A 16,401-nucleotide genomic window follows, 5' to 3' on the forward strand; every position below is an offset into this window, starting at 1 on the left:
ACACTTAACAATTCTTTTATAAAGTTAATAGAAAAATTATGTCGAACCATGCAAAAAGAAGAGCACTTTATCAGTGCTCTTCCTCAATCTCATGCTTTACTGTTCATTTGCGAGACCCATCAGTTCCTCGCGGAAAATTCTCTCATCCATCAGCTTCAGGTCATCTGCGATCTGTGGTTTGAATTCCATCTGATCCAGAATCTGTGTCTGAAGGTCGATGCCCGGCGCAATCTCGATCAGGGTAACACCTTCCGGGCGAAGTTCGAAAACGCAGCGCTCTGTGATATACAGAACCGGCTGTTTTACTTTGTTTGCATAGTCGCCTGAGAACGTGATTTGCTCTACCTGCTTCACAAATTTCTTCTTTGCACCTTCCTGAGTGATCACCAGCTTGCCGTCTTTACACTCTGTCTTCAGGCCTTTGGCTGTCATCGTACCGCAGTACACAACACTCTTCGCATTCTGTGTGATATCGATAAATCCGCCTGCACCTGCCAGACGTGTTCCGAATTTAGATACATTCAGGTCCCCGTTCGGAGCTGTCTCAGCCAGTCCAAGGAACGCGATATCAAGTCCGCCTCCCTGATAGAAGTCAAACTGTACGTTATGCGGCAGTATGGACATGGAGTTTGCTGCAGCACCGAACTGTGTCCCGCCATACGGAACTCCCGCGATAGAACCTGCCTCCACTGTCAGCGTCATGCTGTTGGAAATGCCTTCCTCTGCTGCAACATTCGCAATTTTTTCCGGTGCGCCTGTTCCCAGATTCACAATGGCATCCTTCGGAAGCTCCATCGCTGCACGGCGGGCGATAATTTTTTTCGCATCCATCGGAATCGGAGGGATCGCATCAACCGGAATACGGAATTCGCCGGTCAGAGCTCCGTCATACGGCATGCCGAGACACTGCATATTTTCCTCGTCTGTACCGATCACGACAGAATCCACATAGATACCCGGGATAGCTACCAGTTTAGGATCCAGGGAACCTCCTTGAACGATCTTTTCAACCTGAACGATCACTTTACCGCCGGAGTTTTTACATGCCTGAGCCATCGCCGTCACATCGAGCGGTCCGATTTCTCTATGTACTGTACAGTTTCCGAACTCGTCACAGTAAGAACCGCGAAGAAATACTACATTGATCGGAAATCCTTTATAAAGAAGGCGCTCCTCACCATCAATATTGACGAGCTTTACAAGATCTTCTTTTGTGCAGTCGTTCAGCTTACCGCCTTCATTACGCGGGTCGGCAAACGTATACAGCCCAACGTGTGTGATGGTACCGATATTATGTGCCGCGATATCGCGGTACATGTGGGAAATAACACCCTGCGGCAGGTTGTACGCCTCGATCTTATTATTCAGGGCAAGTTCGCCCAGTTTTGGTGCGCGGTCCCAGTGACCGCCGATCACACGCTTCACCATGCCTTCATGTCCGTAATGGTCTCCTCCTGTCCCATCACGATGTCCCTGCCCGGCAGCAAAAAACAGTGTCAGATCCCTGGGATGTCCCGTCTCCAGAAAACGTTTCTCAAGAGCCGTGGAAAGTGCCTCCGGACATGCACAGCTTACAAAACCGCCGGTAGCGATCGTGTCGCCGTCCTGAACCTTGAGCGCAGCTTCTTCCGCCGTGATAATACTTACCTTTTTCATTGTTGCATCCTCCTCTTATAGGAATTTTTAAACATTTCACTATGTTAATATTTTATCGTATCTGCTGCAATTTGTAAACGAATAATTGTGCAAATATGATAACTATCGCAATTCCTACCGTTTATTGCTGGCCTTCCAGATATTCATCTTTTCTGCATCTTTAATCAGCTGGTCGCGGAAGTCCGGATGAGCGATGGATATCATGGCTTCACATCTCTGCCATGTAGAAAGGCCTTTCAGGTTCACTTTTCCATACTCTGTCACCAGGAAATGTGTGTTTGTCCTGGTATCCGTTACGATCGAGCCTGAGTCCAGTACCGGAAGTATCCTGGACTGCGGCTGTCCGTTTCTGTCAGTAAACGTGGAGGAACAGCAGATAAAGCTCTTTCCGCCTTTTGACAGGTACGCACCCAGTACGAAATCCAGCTGTCCGCCTGCCCCGCTGATGTGTTTGACACCGGCGGATTCCGCGTTGACCTGGCCGAACAGGTCGATATTAACCGCGTTGTTGATGGACATAAAATTATCCAGTGCTGAAACTGTCCGCACATCATTGACATATCCAACGGAGGCGCTGTACATCTCCGGATTGTTGTCAATATAATCATACAGCTCCCTGCTTCCCGCAGCAAATGCATAGACCTGTTTTCCGGTATGTATATTTTTCTTTCTTCCGTTTATCTTTCCGGCTTTTGCCATCTCAACATAGGCATCCACATACATTTCAGTATGAACACCGAGATCCTTCAGATCAGATTCGGCGATCAGCTTGCCGACTGCGTTCGGCATCCCGCCGATTCCAAGCTGGAGGCATGATCCGTCAGAAATTTCTTCCAGGATATACTCTGCAACTTTTTTATCGACATCCGTCATCGGAGCCTGACTTCCGCCGAGTTCCGGTACGAGCGGATTCTCTCCGTGTACGATCATATCCACATCCGTAATGTGAACGCTGCTTGTCTCATCGCCGTAGGCAACCGGCATGTTCTCATTTACTTCGACGATCACGACCTTTGACGTCTCACAGATAGCCTTCAGATGCGATGCACTCGGTCCGAAGTTAAAAAAGCCATGGACGTCCATAGGTGCAACCTGAATCATTGCCACATCCGGCTTACAGTCCATATCATAATAATAACGCGGAAGTTCCGAATAGCGGATCGGTCCATAATAAGCAAATCCCTGTGCGATTGCCTTTCTCTCAATTCCGGTCATATGCCAGGAATTCCAGGAAAAATGCTCTTTTACGTTTTCTACTTTAAATATTTCCGGAACCTGAAGCAGGATACCGCCTCTCACCTTGACATCAGTGAGTTCACCCGCCCGTTTCGCCAGCGCTGCGTCCAGCGCAACGGGAGTTGCTGTACACCATGCGTAATCTACCCAGTCACCGGATTTAACCACTTTGACCGCTTCCTCCGCCGTCGTTAATTTCAATTCATACTGTTTTTGTATGTTCATGATAGCCTCCAATCACATATTCCTCATAATCTTATAAAAAGTGCGGAAAACCGCCGTTTTCTTACGTTGCCAGTATACCATAGAATCACTTTTTCCCGCAACCCGGTTTTTCAAAACGGCAGGCAAAAACGCAGGCAAAGAGCAGCATCTCTTATGCGCTTTGCCTGCGTTTATTTTAATACGTCCGCCAGTTCCCTGCTGAACACTTTCGCACTGTCACCATACATATGGCCCTCATAATCAGCAAATTTGTCCAGCGTCCACGTTTCTTTTGTGACTTCCGGTTCATTGAAGTTGTAATATGTCACATCAAACTGGTCCGTCAGCTGATCAAAATACTGATATGCGTTGTCATACAGGGACTGGTAATCTCTGTATGTGACATCCGGTATCGGAGTCGTTATCGCAACAAACTCAATTCCCCTGGCTTTGCAGAATTTCGCCAGCCTGACAAAGTATTTCAGTGAATTTTTCTCCATATGTGTCAGTGACCACGGTTCATAGTCCAGCTGCTTTTTTACTTCACCGGTACGTTTCCGATACATAAAGCCGTTCGGCTGGAACGCCTGTCCCGCAGTATCAAATGCCTGTACCCCGTATGTTTGATAGTCTTTTGTCTGCTTCCCTTCCACGACACCGCGTATATTCAGCACCTGTTTACGATACGCAAACCAGGGAAACAGTGTAAACCGGAAGTCCGCTTCCATCGCCTTTGCAAACAGGTATTCCGCCTTCGTCTTCGACAGCGGCATTTCTCTGTAGATCAGTGTGAAATCCGCCTGCTGCGTATCTTTTACGGTCCAGTAACTGGGGTCAAATTCATAGATGACGCGTTTCGGAACATGATGTTCACACATCAGTTTCAGCATATAGTAAGAGTCCCGCGTATATTCCCCGCCGCGGCACAGATTAATGCTTTTCCTTCCGGTCGCCGCATCGACGGTCTCCGGGTCAATCCCTGCAAACCCATGGGAAGTTCCCAGGAAGACATCATCATACTCGTTTGTTGTAATATTGTGTATGTCGATGCGCACGTAATTGTTTGGAATCAGGAGATAATTCAGCACACTGTTTACTGCTGTACAGACGATCAGAACGATAACCGGAAACAGAACTCTTTTAAAATTGTGCATAGATAAAACCTCCTGCCATCGATGGATCTGCACCCAGCAGCGGAAGTGACAGAATCAGTACCATAATGATACCAAAACGCACAACGCATGGACTCTGAAGCACAGCTGCCGCAACATTTGTCCCGTGTTCCTGGCGGCAGCTGACAATAAACAGCAGCGCACAGCCGGCTGCTACGATCCCGAGAAAAATCAGGCACGCACTCGGATTACCGTCCGCAAGCGCCAGAAAACCCGGCCGAAGCAGCGGAGACAGGTCGAATCTCGTCACCGCATTTTTCATCATCTCAAATGCCTGTCCGAGATCACTTCCCCTGTCAAAAAACCAGCTGATGTTGACCAGCAGAAAGGTACGCAGTACCTGAAAGATATGGAACCACCGTGAGTCATCCCGGATTCCGCATGCTTTCTTCCATTTTCTGTAATTTCCCGCCATCAGTCCGCTGAACGCGATGATCAGACCGTTATACAGCCCATATGCAATGAATTTCCAGGCAGCGCCGTGCCAGATGCCGACAACCAGAAAGACGATGATATTCGCCAGACAGATGGGCAGCGTTCTGCCAATGCTTTTTCCGAATATTTTTTTTGCCCGCTTCGTAAAACGTCCCATCCATTTGGAAAGTGAAACCGGGTAAAAAATATAATCCTTCATCCAGGTACCGAGTGTAATATGCCAGCGATGCCAAAAATCGGTGATTGATACGGCAAAAAAGGGGCGCTTGAAGTTTTCTTCCAGCCGGATTCCAAACAGTGACGCAATACCGATCACAACATCCATTCCCCCGGAAAAATCTCCGTAAAGCTGTACGGTATACCCGAGTACACCAAGAATTGCCATGCCGCTGTACGTCTGAGAATTTCCAAATATCACATCCACAAACATCGCAGCATTGTCAGCAATGACCATTTTTTTAAAAAATCCCCAGAGAATTCGAAGAACCGCCTCCTGCGTCCGCTGTATGTCGAAAGCATGCTCCGTAAATAATTCTTTTGACAGTGCGGAGAACCTGCTGATCGGACCCTGCAGGATCTGCGGAAAAAAGGATACGAAAAGTGCAAATTTAAACGGATTTTTCTCCGGCTCACATTTTCCCCAGTACACGTCCAGCAGATATCCCATTGACTGAAACGTATAAAAGGAAATCCCAAGCGGCAAAAGCAGATTCATAAGCTGAAAGTCTGTGTGAAAGACTGCATTGATATTGCTGATCGCAAAGTTTGTATATTTCAGAACTGCCAGCATGCCAAAGTTTAAAACCAGAGTAAGGACGAGTACGCCGCGTTTCCGGCTCCGAGCCTTCTTTTTATCTGCTTCTCCCTGTTCCAGGGCTTTCATTCTTCCTGACGCAAGGTACGTGGTTGCTGTTGAAAACAGCAGAAAGGCTACAAGTTTCACTCCTGCGGACAAATAGTAGACATAACTGAACCCCAGCAGCCACTGCCACTGATATTTCTTCGGAATCAGATAATATCCTGTAACTGCTATTGCAGTAAAAACTAAAAACTGCAGTGAGATGAGTGACATCGCAGGAACCTCTAACTTTCTTTCTGTAATCTTACTACCATATTTAAGAGCGCCTGAGCAGAATTAAAATTTTCCGGTATAATGTCAGCCGGCGTCACCGAAATATCAAACTCATCCTCCAGTTCACTGACGATGGAAAGAATCGCAAAAGATTCCAGTATCCCGTCATCGATCAGAGTGGTACAATTTTCATAGTCTTCTCCCGGCTGTATTTCCTCTAAAATTTCTAATATTTTTTCCATACTGCTTCTCCTTCTCTTTCTGAATTGATCACATCCGTCGGGTCATCGCCCCGCACAAGTCTTACTCCATACTGCTCCGAACAAAAAAACACTTTCGGCAGATCTCTGCTTAAAAACAGATGAATGCCCTCCGTCACGGAATATGCTCCCGTGCGCTGAAACACCAGCAAGTCTCCCAGACCGGCTCCCGTAAGCGGAAGCTGTTTCACCAGCACATCACCCACTGTGCAGAGTGATCCGCAGATATTATAAAGCTGCTCCTGACCATCCTTTTGTCCTCTCAGATGTTCAAAGAACGGTATTTTCATCGCCATTGACTGTCCATAATAATTTAAATGATGAATGCCCCCATCGACGATACAGTAATTCTGTCCCCTGTTCTGTTTCATATCTACAATAGCCGTCACATATTCGCCGCATGACGCTGCCAGATATCTGCCCATCTCAAGGGTAATCTGCCCATCAAAGGCCAGGCTATGCAAAATTCCGGCAAACTTAGCAAGCATTTCTTTCTGGTCCGGCTGTCCGTCCTTCTGAAAGTATGGGATAAAAAGGCCCGGACCATACTCCAGATGTTCTGCGTGATAGCCGTACTGTTCCTCCAGATCCGCCAGCAGTTCATCCAGATACCTGAGCTCTTTTTCAATCCTGTCAAGCCTGTGCTTCTGTGTACCGGAGTAAAACTGAAGTCCTTCGATCCTGACATGAGGATATCGATTCCGCGTTTCAACGATCTCACTTATCAGCGCCTCATCCATACCGAACTGGTTTCCGCTGGTCACACGCAGCAGCACACTCACAAACAATCCCATGTTCGCTGCACACTCTTCGATCATCTGCAGCTGTCGCAAGGATTCTGCCGTAAACGTATTACTCCCGTTCCATCTGGCCATCACGGCTTCAAGGTCTTTTTTTTCCTTATAGACCCCTGACAGCACTATCTTTTTCACGGGAATCCTCAGCCGCTCGCAGATACGCAGCTCTCCGGGGGAGCACACTTCAAACCCGTCTGCACTGGAATGCACCGCACGGACAAGGAATGGATTTGCTTTCATTGCGTAACAGATTCGGACACGCTCTCCCAGTATTTCTTTTACCTCCCGGATCTGCGCCCTGACCTGATCCAGGTCAAAGAGATAAAACGGAGTCCCGCATTCTTCTGCAATCTTTTGAATCATCATCTGATGAGTCATACCAGCACCTCCAGTCTCTTCCGGAGTTCAGCCCGGTCGATCTTCCCATTTTTGGTCAGCGGCATCTCCTCCACTTTTTCAAACAGATTGGGAATCATAAATGCCGGAAGCTGCTGTCTGAGCTCCTTCACCAGTGCTCTCACTTCAATGCCGCCCAGATAACACGCCCCGATTTTGCTGCTGTCTTCCAGATAGATGACACACGCTCTCCCAACTCCTTCACACTTTTCCATCGCTGTCTCGATTTCTCCGAGTTCGATCCGATGTCCCATATGCTTGATCTGAAAATCCTTTCTGGACGCAAAGCAGAGATCGCCATCCGCGTTATAAAACGCCAGGTCCCCTGTCCGGTAGATCACCTGGGGGTACGCCGTATTCAGTGGATTTCTCACGAATGCCTTCGCCGTCTGCTCCGGATTCCCGTAGTATCCGAGGGCGAGCGCCGTTCCCGCCACGCAGAGTTCTCCCTTTTTAAAAGCTTCCGTTACCATCTGGTCGTTATTGTCCAGCAGCATGACCGTCTCATTGGCAAACGGCCGGCCGATCGGCAGATGCTCGCCAGGTTTAAACTCGCGCTCTACTTTGTAATACGTACAATTGCAGGTGATCTCTGTCGGCCCGTACAGATTGACATACCTTGCATCCGGCAGTGCCTTCTGCCACTGGGTCAGATGACCCACCGGCATCACTTCCCCGCTGAAAAGCACTTTGTTTACTTTTTTCGGTATTTTATAATCGAAACCTTTCAGCGTTGTGATGATGCAGAGTGCAGAAACCGCCCAGATCAGCGTCGTGACCTGCCTCTCTTCCAGGAAATCCAAAAGCTTCGTCGGAAAAGAAAAATACTGTTTCGGGATCAGTTCCAGCGTCGCCCCTGTCTTCATCGCCGTGTAGATATCCTTCACCGAAACATCGAAGTCAAAGGGCGCCTGACATCCGAATACGTCATCCTCTGAAAATCCAAACGTCTCTGTAAACTCATCGATAAAGTCAAGAACAGATCGGTGTCCCACCAGCACTCCTTTGGGGACTCCTGTGGAGCCGGAGGTGAAAATACAGTACAACGGATCCAGATCTGTACTCTGACCGCGCACCCTCTCAAGGACTTCAGCCTTCGCCTCAGCGTCCGACAATTCTTCCAGATACAGAATCTGCTCATCCTGCACGATTTTTTCCAGCGCTTTTCCATGCTTCTGGTCCGTGATCACAACAGGCTGTCCCAGTGTATCCAGAATCTGGCGGATCCGAGCCGCCGGCTGCCTGCTGTCCAGCATCACATAGAAGTTCCCGCTGTATACAATTCCAAAAAACACAGTGAGCACCGCTGCCGATTTTTCCATAAAAACAGCGATCGGCTGTCGGTGCTCATCACTACGTGCTGCCAGCGCTGTTCCAATCTGCTGACTCTGTTTCAGCAGCTGGAGGTAAGTCAGTGAATCCTGCTCGTCCTCGACCGCCGTCTTATCCGGCTCCCTTTTTGCAGACTGTTCAAGATACTGCAGCACATTTCTTCTGTGAGACGATGTTTGAATATAATATTGTTCCATTCGATAAGAACTCCTTGTTCATTAATTTACTCATCCAGTATACCACAGGAATGTCACGATACAAGGAACTCTCTCTTATAAAAGGATTAAGATTTTATTAAATAATCCGACCCAAAACTTCCATAATCTGGTTAATATCAATCGGCTTTACAAGATAATCATCAAATCCGACTTTAGCCGCGGCCCTTTTGTCCTCCTCAAACGCATTCGCAGACATGGCTATAATGGGAATCCTGTCGCCGCCCTTCTGTACTGTCTGCCGAATCTGCCTCGCCGCCTGAAGGCCGTCCATGACCGGCATCCTGATATCCATCAGAATCGCAGCATAGGTGCCTGCCTCCGCCTGTTCAAACATTTCCACTGCATATTTTCCGTTTTCAGCAGTATCAACTGCAAACCCATAGAGTTCCAGCAGCGACTGCGCGATCTCCATATTCAGTTCATTGTCTTCCACGAGCAGCAGCCTGCATTCCTTTCTTCTCTCTTTTTGCTGTCCTGCATGCTTCTCAGCCGTACTGAGTCTGAGCCTTCGGAAAGTATCGCAGATAGTAGACTGGAAGACCGGTTTGGAAATAAAATAGTTGGCACCGGCCTCTCTGGCCTCCTGTTCAATGCTGCTCCAGTCGTATGCCGTGATAATGATGATCATCGTATCCTCTCCGACAAGCGCGCGTATTTTTCTCGTCGTCTCAATCCCATCCATCCCCGGCATTTTCCAGTCGATCAAGGCAACATCAAACATCTTCTTCTGATCAATCGCCTTTTCCACCTCATGGATGGCCTTTATTCCCGAGTCTGCCCAGACAGAGCGTGCCCCGATATTTTTCATAATGACAGCGGTCTGTTCTCCGACAATGGCATCGTCATCGACAACCAGAACACTCAGTCCGTTCAGCAGCTCCCTTGACCTTCGCTCCTCCTCTGCATCCTCATCTATCTCCGTAAGTCCCATGGGAAGAACAACAGTGAACCTGCTCCCCTTGTGTTTTTCACTCTCGATATCAATCGTCCCGCCCATCAGCTGAACCAGATTGCAGACGATAGACAGTCCCAGCCCGCTTCCCGCCCTGTTTCTGGCGACTCCCGGATTCTCCTGTTCAAACGGCCTGCAGATCCTCTGCTGAAACTCTTCCGACATGCCGATTCCATTGTCTTCGACGGTAAACTCCACAAATGCAAAACCATTGGAACGGCTCTTTTCCCTGAGCATCAGCGATACTTTTCCTCCCTCCTTCGTGAACTTCAGCGCATTCGACAACAGGTTCATCAAGATCTGTTTCACGCGCAGTTCATCCGAGATGTAACACCGTTCGATCGTCTCCCAGTGATAGCATTCATAATCAATCTTCTGCTCCAGTGCCTGAGGGTAGATAATGGCAGTGATCTGCTCGATCAGCTCATCCAGGCGAAATATCTCTCTGCTCAAAAGCATTTTCCCGTTTTCAATCTTAGACATATCCAGTACGTCATTGATGAGTGAGAGCAGATATCGTGTGGACATATCAATTTTATGAAAACAGTTTTGAACACTCTCTTTTTGGTCAATCTTCAGCTTGCCCAGCGTACTCATACCAATGATCGCATTCATCGGTGTCCTGATATCATGACTCATTCTGGAAAGAAAATCGGATTTTGCTCGATTAGCTGCTTCCGCCGAAGCGAGTGCTTCCCGAAGAAGCTGCTCCTGCCGTATCTTTTCCGCTCTCTGTTCATCCAAAACCTTAAACAGTGTTACCTCAAGAACCTCCTCATTGTAAGGGTTCTCCACATGAATCACGTGAACTGATATCCAGTGATACTGTCCGTCGCTGCCCATCAACTGAATCTCACGAAAAGTTTCCTGTCCGCCATCCCCTATACGTTTCAGCAGCGCCTCTCTTTCAAATACCTCCTGAAATTCTGTTCTCTGGGATGCATGAACCAGCTGTGTAAGACGTGTGTGCTCTTCGTCATAATCATCACTTTCAGCGTCTGAAATGACAAAGTCCTGATTCACAAAATATTCAAAAGTCCCCTTCGTCAGATTCACCTGGCTGATGCGCTGGTATGCCGTATGAATCGCAGTCCTCAGAAACCGGTTTTCCAGCAGACGTTCCTGTTCCCGCTCTTTCCGAAACTTCCAGGCTTCTGAAATATCACTGTATACCGCCTGAATCACAGATGTCCCTTTTTCGTTGATGACGCGCTCCATCCCGACACCTATAAAACAATGCGTCCCGTCCTTCTTTACGGCCTCCCGCTCATAACCGATCAGGCCTCCCTTGGCTGCGAGCTGCTCCACGGATGCATACACCCATTCAAGGTCCTCCGGGAGTACGGTCCGAAAGGGATCTCTCGCTTCCAGCCAGTACTCGTCTTCCGTATATCCATACAATTCCCATGCTGCCCGATTGGCATTGATAATGTGGTACGGCTTTTCCGTTGAAAACTGGATGATACCGCATGGAAGTGTATCGTAGAGATGCTGAAGAAACGAAGCCTGCCGTTTTAATTCTTCGTGTGTCTCTCTCAGCTGATTCTCACGCCTCACCCGCCTGGTGATATCTGTGACCAGGCAGCAGATCACCGGCTCCCGGCCGCCGTCTTTATACAGCTTTCCGGCATCAAGTACCCATCGGACTCTGCCATCACCACACCGGATACGGTATTCCACGCTGTAGGAATCTCCCCGTTCCAGACTTTGCTGCACCTGCCGGTACATTCTGTCATAATCTTCTTCAACAATAAAAGCTCTGCAGCAGCCTGCCTCCTGCATATAATCCCCCTGAGACTTAAATCCCAGCATCTGACACAGTCCGTCGCTGATCCACTTTGTAGTGAAATCCTCGTCATGGAAACATATCTGCAGGCCTCCCGGCAGCTGTCCCATCATCAGTTCTATCTGACGCTCCTGCTCTGATACCAGTTTTTGCAGCTGTTCATACCGATGACTCGACTCTTTTACCGGAAACAATTCATCATCCTGGAGCGGTGAATACGCTGCCGAATGGTGTATATGTGCAATCTTAAGCTCCTTCCCCTCCCTGCGGAATATGAAAGTCACTCTCTGAAATTCACGAAACATGAGTGTGGGATCGACTGACTCTACCCAGCTCTGTCCCTCGCACAGCCAGCACCCCGGCGCCTGCTGTGCAACCACATACGTTTCATCCCACATGCGGCAGGGGATGAGATCATTGACTCCTGCCAGGAACACGGATGCAACAGCATCTTTTCCCTGCGCAGACATCTCCTTTCCCCCTCCGAGCCAGATGATGTCGTCAGTAAAACGGGAAATCATAAAACTGACATCACTCTCACAAAAATACTTTCTTAAAACAGTATCCGCCAGTTCCTGCACTTCTTTTTTTTCATCTATTTCCATTTTCAAATCCTTTTCCCTTCAGATTCAAAAAGAGGCGGTTTCCCGCCTCTATCTCTGTCAGTCGAGCAACTGTTTTGCAAGAGATTCCATTTCTGTGATATTATTGTCATTCATAGTGGAACGAATTGTCACAGTCTGATCACAAATGTTCAGTTCTTTCATCTGACCCAGCATTTCTTTCATATGTTTTGCGGCCATCGGAGCCCACGATCCATTCTCCATAAGCCCGACGGTACGTTTCTGATAATTTTTAGCCCTGAGATGCGCCAGGAAATCCTCCATGCACGGGAAGAGACCGCCGTCATAAGTAGCGCATGCCAGCACGAGGCTGTTATAGCGGAACGCGTCCTCTACGGCTTCTGCCATGTCATCACGGGACAGATCTGTCAGAACTACTTTCTTAGCACCCTTTGCTTCAAGTATGTCCGCCATCTTCTTCGCAGCCTTTGCCGTATTTCCGTGAATGGACGCATAGGCAACCAACACGCCTTCATCCTCTGGTCTGTAACTGCTCCAGATATCATACTTTTCTATGTAATAACCCAGGTTTTCTTTTAAAATTGGTCCATGAAGCGGGCAGATCATGGAGATATCGAGTCCTGCCGCTTTTTTCAGAAGGGCCTGTACCTGTGCCCCGTATTTTCCGACAATGTTGATAAAGTATCTCCTTGCCTCACATGTCCAGTCTTCTTCGGCATCAAGCGCGCCAAATTTTCCAAAGCCGTCCGCAGAGAACAGGATCTTCTCCGTTGACTCATATTCCACCATAACCTCCGGCCAGTGTACCATCGGCGCCATTACGAAATGAAGCTCGTGTTTTCCAAGACTCAGGGAATCGCCTTCTTTAACCTCAACTGTCCGGCCGGTCAGATCCAGCGTAAAAAACTGCGGCATCATCTTAAATGTTTTGGCATTGCCGACCAGCTTCATGTTCGGGTATTTTTCAGCAAGTACCTGTATGTTAGCCGCGTGATCCGGTTCCAGATGAGAAATGATCAGATAATCTGCATCGCGGCCAGCAAGTTCGCGTTCCAGATTAGTCAGCCATTCCTGCGTCGCTCTGGCATCCACCGTGTCCATAACAGCCGTTTTTTCGTCCAGAATCACATATGAATTATAAGAAACTCCGTTTGGTATGTGATACTGGCTCTCGAATAAATCCAGTGTCCTGTCATCGGCTCCGATATACCTGATGGAATCTGTAATCGTAATGTCTTTCATAACTGCATCTCCTTTTCCTTATATGTTACGATCATTTTTAAACCAAAACTATTTTAACATAATTGACAATTAAAATCCAGTAATATCCGACAAAACAGGCGAAGCAATGGTACGCTTCGCCCGTATATGATCAGTCTACACTTGTCCAGACATTTCCTTCCCTGTTACTCTTTATGCACGCATCGACAAATTTAATTCCGCGCACTCCATCCTCCACTGTCGGATAGCGATAGCTTCCTGGATCAAATCCCTCCTTCAGTTTCAGCAGGTGTGAGCAGAATCCGCGGTAGATATTCCCGAATGCCTCAAAAAATCCTTCCGGATGCCCTGAAGGCAGCCTGGAAAGATCACGGCATGCCTCTGAAACGTAATCACGCGTTGCCGTATACAGCTGCGGCGGCTCATTGATGCGAGTTACCTTCAGTACAGCCGGGTTCTTATGTTCCCACTCAATTGCTCCTTTATCGCCGAATATGCGGATCGTAAGGTCAGTCTCATGTCCGACTGCAACCTGTGAAGTCCAGATCATGCCGGAAACTCCGCCTTTATAGTTGACCAGCACCTGCACATTATTTTCCAGCGGAAGTTCCTGGGATTTCGGCAGACGTTCAAATCTTGCCAGCACACTGTCTATCTCCAGCCCCGTCATCTTTGAGACCAGACATTCCACATGTGTTCCGATGTCCGCACAGCAGCCCGAAGGACCGCTTCTCGCCGGATCCATCCGCCACGTAGCCTGATCCGATCGGTCACTGACCATCTGTACCAGCAGCCACTCCTGCGGATACTCGCTGACAACCGTCAGAATATTGCCAATCTCACCGGCATCAATCAGATCTCTGGCCTGCCGGACCATCGCATAACCGATATATGTATAGGTCACACCGAACAGCAATCCTTTTTTTTCTGCGAGTGCAGCCAGTTCCTCACCCTCAGCTGCTGTCAGCGCCAGCGGTTTGTCACACATAATATGAATTCCGTGCTCCATAAAGCATTTTGCGATCTCATAGTGCGTATCATTCGGTGTCGTGATGGATACAAAATCAATTCCATCTTCCAGAGAACTCTCTCTTTCAGCCATCTCACGGTAGTCTGCATAAACACGGCTTTCATCTGAAACGCCCCAGGTACGGGCAGTCTCCAGATTCTTTTCCATATTTCTTGTAAAACATCCTGCCGTGAGCACTGCCAGATCATCCATGACAGCACCGTGTCTGTGCACATTGCCAATAAATGCACCGTTTCCGCCGCCTACCATTCCAAACTTCAGTTTCATTGCAATAACCTCCTGTTTTTATGTATTGCCCACCCAAATATAATTTTAGTATAATCGGAAGAATGTGTCAATCTATTTGCCGTATGCCGGCAAAACTGTGCAATAATTCGAAATAACAGTTCAGAAATCGGGTAGGAGGTAGATAATTATTTTATCTACCGACCTCCCACACCACCGTACATACCGTTCAGTATACGGCGGTTCTTTAGTTTTCACATATTTTCAAATAGAACTCTGTGAATGTTGGATAACCTAATTCACAGAGTTTCTTATTGTTAAAAGCAGTCTGAAGCACGAAATATCCACTACAATACCAATTTCTATTTCGCATGTTGGCACATATCCATGCCTTTTCCTTTTCTACTCCTAACTTTTTGAGTTCTTTAAACTTTGTTTTGACTTTCTTCCACTGTTTCCAATAGATTGCCCTTATTCTATGGCGTAACCACTCATCATTACTCTGTAATAGACTTTTCATATCAGCCATTCCAAAGTAGTTTACCCATCCTCTAATAAACTGTGTCAATTTTAATGCTCGATATTCATTTCCCCATCCATTGCTTCTGTCAGTAAGTTCTCTGATTTTATTCTTCATCTTCGTTACTGATTTAGAATGTACTCGAAATCTGCATTTTCCCTTGTATCTATAGAAACTATAGCCAAGGTACTTGACTCTACTGATGTGTGCCACGCCAGTTTTGGTGCGATTTACTTTAAGGAATAGTTTTCCCTCGATATATGGCACTATATTGTCTAAGGTTCTTTCTGCACTTTTTCTGCTTTTACAAAAAATCATACAGTCATCTGCGTATCGGACAAATCTATGTCCTCTGCTTGTTAGTTCCTTATCCAGTTCATTCAGCATTATATTACTTAGGATCGGGCTTAATGGTCCCCCTTGTGGCATACCGACCTCTGTCTTTTCAAATATCCCTCCACTAATAACTCCAGCATTGAGATATTTGTGAATGAGCGATATTACATGTCCATCCTTGATGGTTCGTGATAGTACTTCAATTAGTTTGCTCTGACATACTGTGTCAAAGAACTTCTCTAAATCCATATCTACCACGTATACATATCCATCATTGACATTTGTCTGGCATTGTTTCAGTGCATCGTGTGCACCTCTGTTTGGACGAAACCCAAAACTGTTCTTCGAAAACTGTTTCTCATAAATCGGCGATAGCACCTGTGTGATTGCCTGTTGAAACACTCTATCTACCACTGTAGGCACTCCCAGTTTTCTGAACTCGCCTTTTGTTTCTTTGGGTATTTCTACCCTACGGACTGGGTTGGGCTTATATTTCCCATCCTTTATCTGTTGGGTTAGTTGCTCTTGGTTATCTCTTAGAAAGCCTAGAAGTTCATCCACGCTCATTCCGTCAACACCGCCTGCCCCTTTGTTTGATTTTACTTTCTTATAAGCCTTGTTTAGGTTATCCCTGTGTAAAATCTGTTCCATTAGATTGTCCGTCTGAAAATCTGTGATGTTGTTGTTGTTTTCAGCAATCCTCTGATGGGCGGACACTTCTGCATACTCTTTCTGTTCCGCAGATACCCTTTGCAGATAGTCCTCTATATGAAGTTGTCTGTCCTTAAATCCATCATTGGTTACATTCATTTACTCACATCTCCTAAAGTTCAGTCCTTCCCACTATGTTTGCAACCATAGTAGTACTATGACCTCTGCTGACTTCTCGCCATTCGTTGTTACTACAGACTTCATACTCTGTTTTCGTCTGCTGACGAGACCTCCCTAGGTACCACACGTTTCTTTCTC

General features: G+C 47.3%; 11 protein-coding genes. All 11 read right to left on the reverse strand.

Annotation, left to right across the window (positions count from 1 at the left end):
- Window positions 1-96 precede the first annotated feature (96 nt).
- Window positions 97-1,656 carry an acyl CoA:acetate/3-ketoacid CoA transferase gene (locus NQ502_RS02315; RefSeq protein ID WP_028528040.1) on the reverse strand — a complete coding sequence of 520 codons (1,560 nt, stop codon included), beginning with the start codon at window positions 1,654-1,656 and terminating at the stop codon, window positions 97-99.
- Window positions 1,657-1,770: 114 nt separating this feature from the next.
- Window positions 1,771-3,117 (reverse strand): butyryl-CoA:acetate CoA-transferase, encoded by a 1,347-nt coding sequence (locus NQ502_RS02320; protein WP_028528039.1) that lies wholly within the window; start codon window positions 3,115-3,117, stop codon window positions 1,771-1,773.
- A gap of 170 nt (window positions 3,118-3,287) precedes the next feature.
- Window positions 3,288-4,250 carry a hypothetical protein gene (locus NQ502_RS02325; RefSeq protein WP_028528038.1) on the reverse strand — a complete coding sequence of 321 codons (963 nt, stop codon included), beginning with the start codon at window positions 4,248-4,250 and terminating at the stop codon, window positions 3,288-3,290.
- Window positions 4,237-5,775 carry an MBOAT family O-acyltransferase gene (locus NQ502_RS02330; RefSeq protein WP_028528037.1) on the reverse strand — a complete coding sequence of 513 codons (1,539 nt, stop codon included), beginning with the start codon at window positions 5,773-5,775 and terminating at the stop codon, window positions 4,237-4,239. The genes NQ502_RS02325 and NQ502_RS02330 overlap by 14 nt, the downstream gene beginning before the upstream one ends.
- 11 nt (window positions 5,776-5,786) lie before the next feature.
- Entirely contained in the window at window positions 5,787-6,017 is a 231-nt protein-coding gene (locus NQ502_RS02335) for an acyl carrier protein (RefSeq protein ID WP_028528036.1), read from the reverse strand.
- Window positions 6,002-7,210 carry an alanine racemase gene (locus tag NQ502_RS02340; RefSeq protein ID WP_028528035.1) on the reverse strand — a complete coding sequence of 403 codons (1,209 nt, stop codon included), beginning with the start codon at window positions 7,208-7,210 and terminating at the stop codon, window positions 6,002-6,004. The genes NQ502_RS02335 and NQ502_RS02340 overlap by 16 nt, the downstream gene beginning before the upstream one ends.
- Entirely contained in the window at window positions 7,207-8,757 is a 1,551-nt protein-coding gene (locus tag NQ502_RS02345) for an amino acid adenylation domain-containing protein (protein ID WP_044983099.1), read from the reverse strand. The genes NQ502_RS02340 and NQ502_RS02345 overlap by 4 nt, the downstream gene beginning before the upstream one ends.
- 97 nt (window positions 8,758-8,854) lie before the next feature.
- On the reverse strand, window positions 8,855-12,121 hold the full coding sequence (locus NQ502_RS02350) for a response regulator (protein WP_028528033.1): 3,267 nt from the start codon (window positions 12,119-12,121) through the stop codon (window positions 8,855-8,857).
- 57 nt (window positions 12,122-12,178) lie between these two features.
- Window positions 12,179-13,342: an FprA family A-type flavoprotein gene (locus tag NQ502_RS02355; protein ID WP_028528032.1), complete on the reverse strand. Its 1,164-nt coding sequence runs from the start codon at window positions 13,340-13,342 to the stop codon at window positions 12,179-12,181.
- Between the two features lie 130 nt (window positions 13,343-13,472).
- Window positions 13,473-14,618, reverse strand: coding sequence for a Gfo/Idh/MocA family protein (locus NQ502_RS02360; RefSeq protein WP_049898069.1), 1,146 nt, complete (start codon window positions 14,616-14,618; stop codon window positions 13,473-13,475).
- Between the two features lie 205 nt (window positions 14,619-14,823).
- The gene (ltrA, locus tag NQ502_RS02365) at window positions 14,824-16,242 is read right to left on the reverse strand and encodes a group II intron reverse transcriptase/maturase (protein ID WP_260046563.1); all 1,419 of its coding nucleotides are present in this window, start codon (window positions 16,240-16,242) and stop codon (window positions 14,824-14,826) included.
- Between the last annotated feature and the right edge of the window lie 159 nt (window positions 16,243-16,401).

It is taken from the genome of Ruminococcus gauvreauii (genome assembly GCF_025151995.1).
Taxonomy (GTDB): Bacteria; Bacillota; Clostridia; order Lachnospirales; family Lachnospiraceae; genus Ruminococcus_G; species Ruminococcus_G gauvreauii.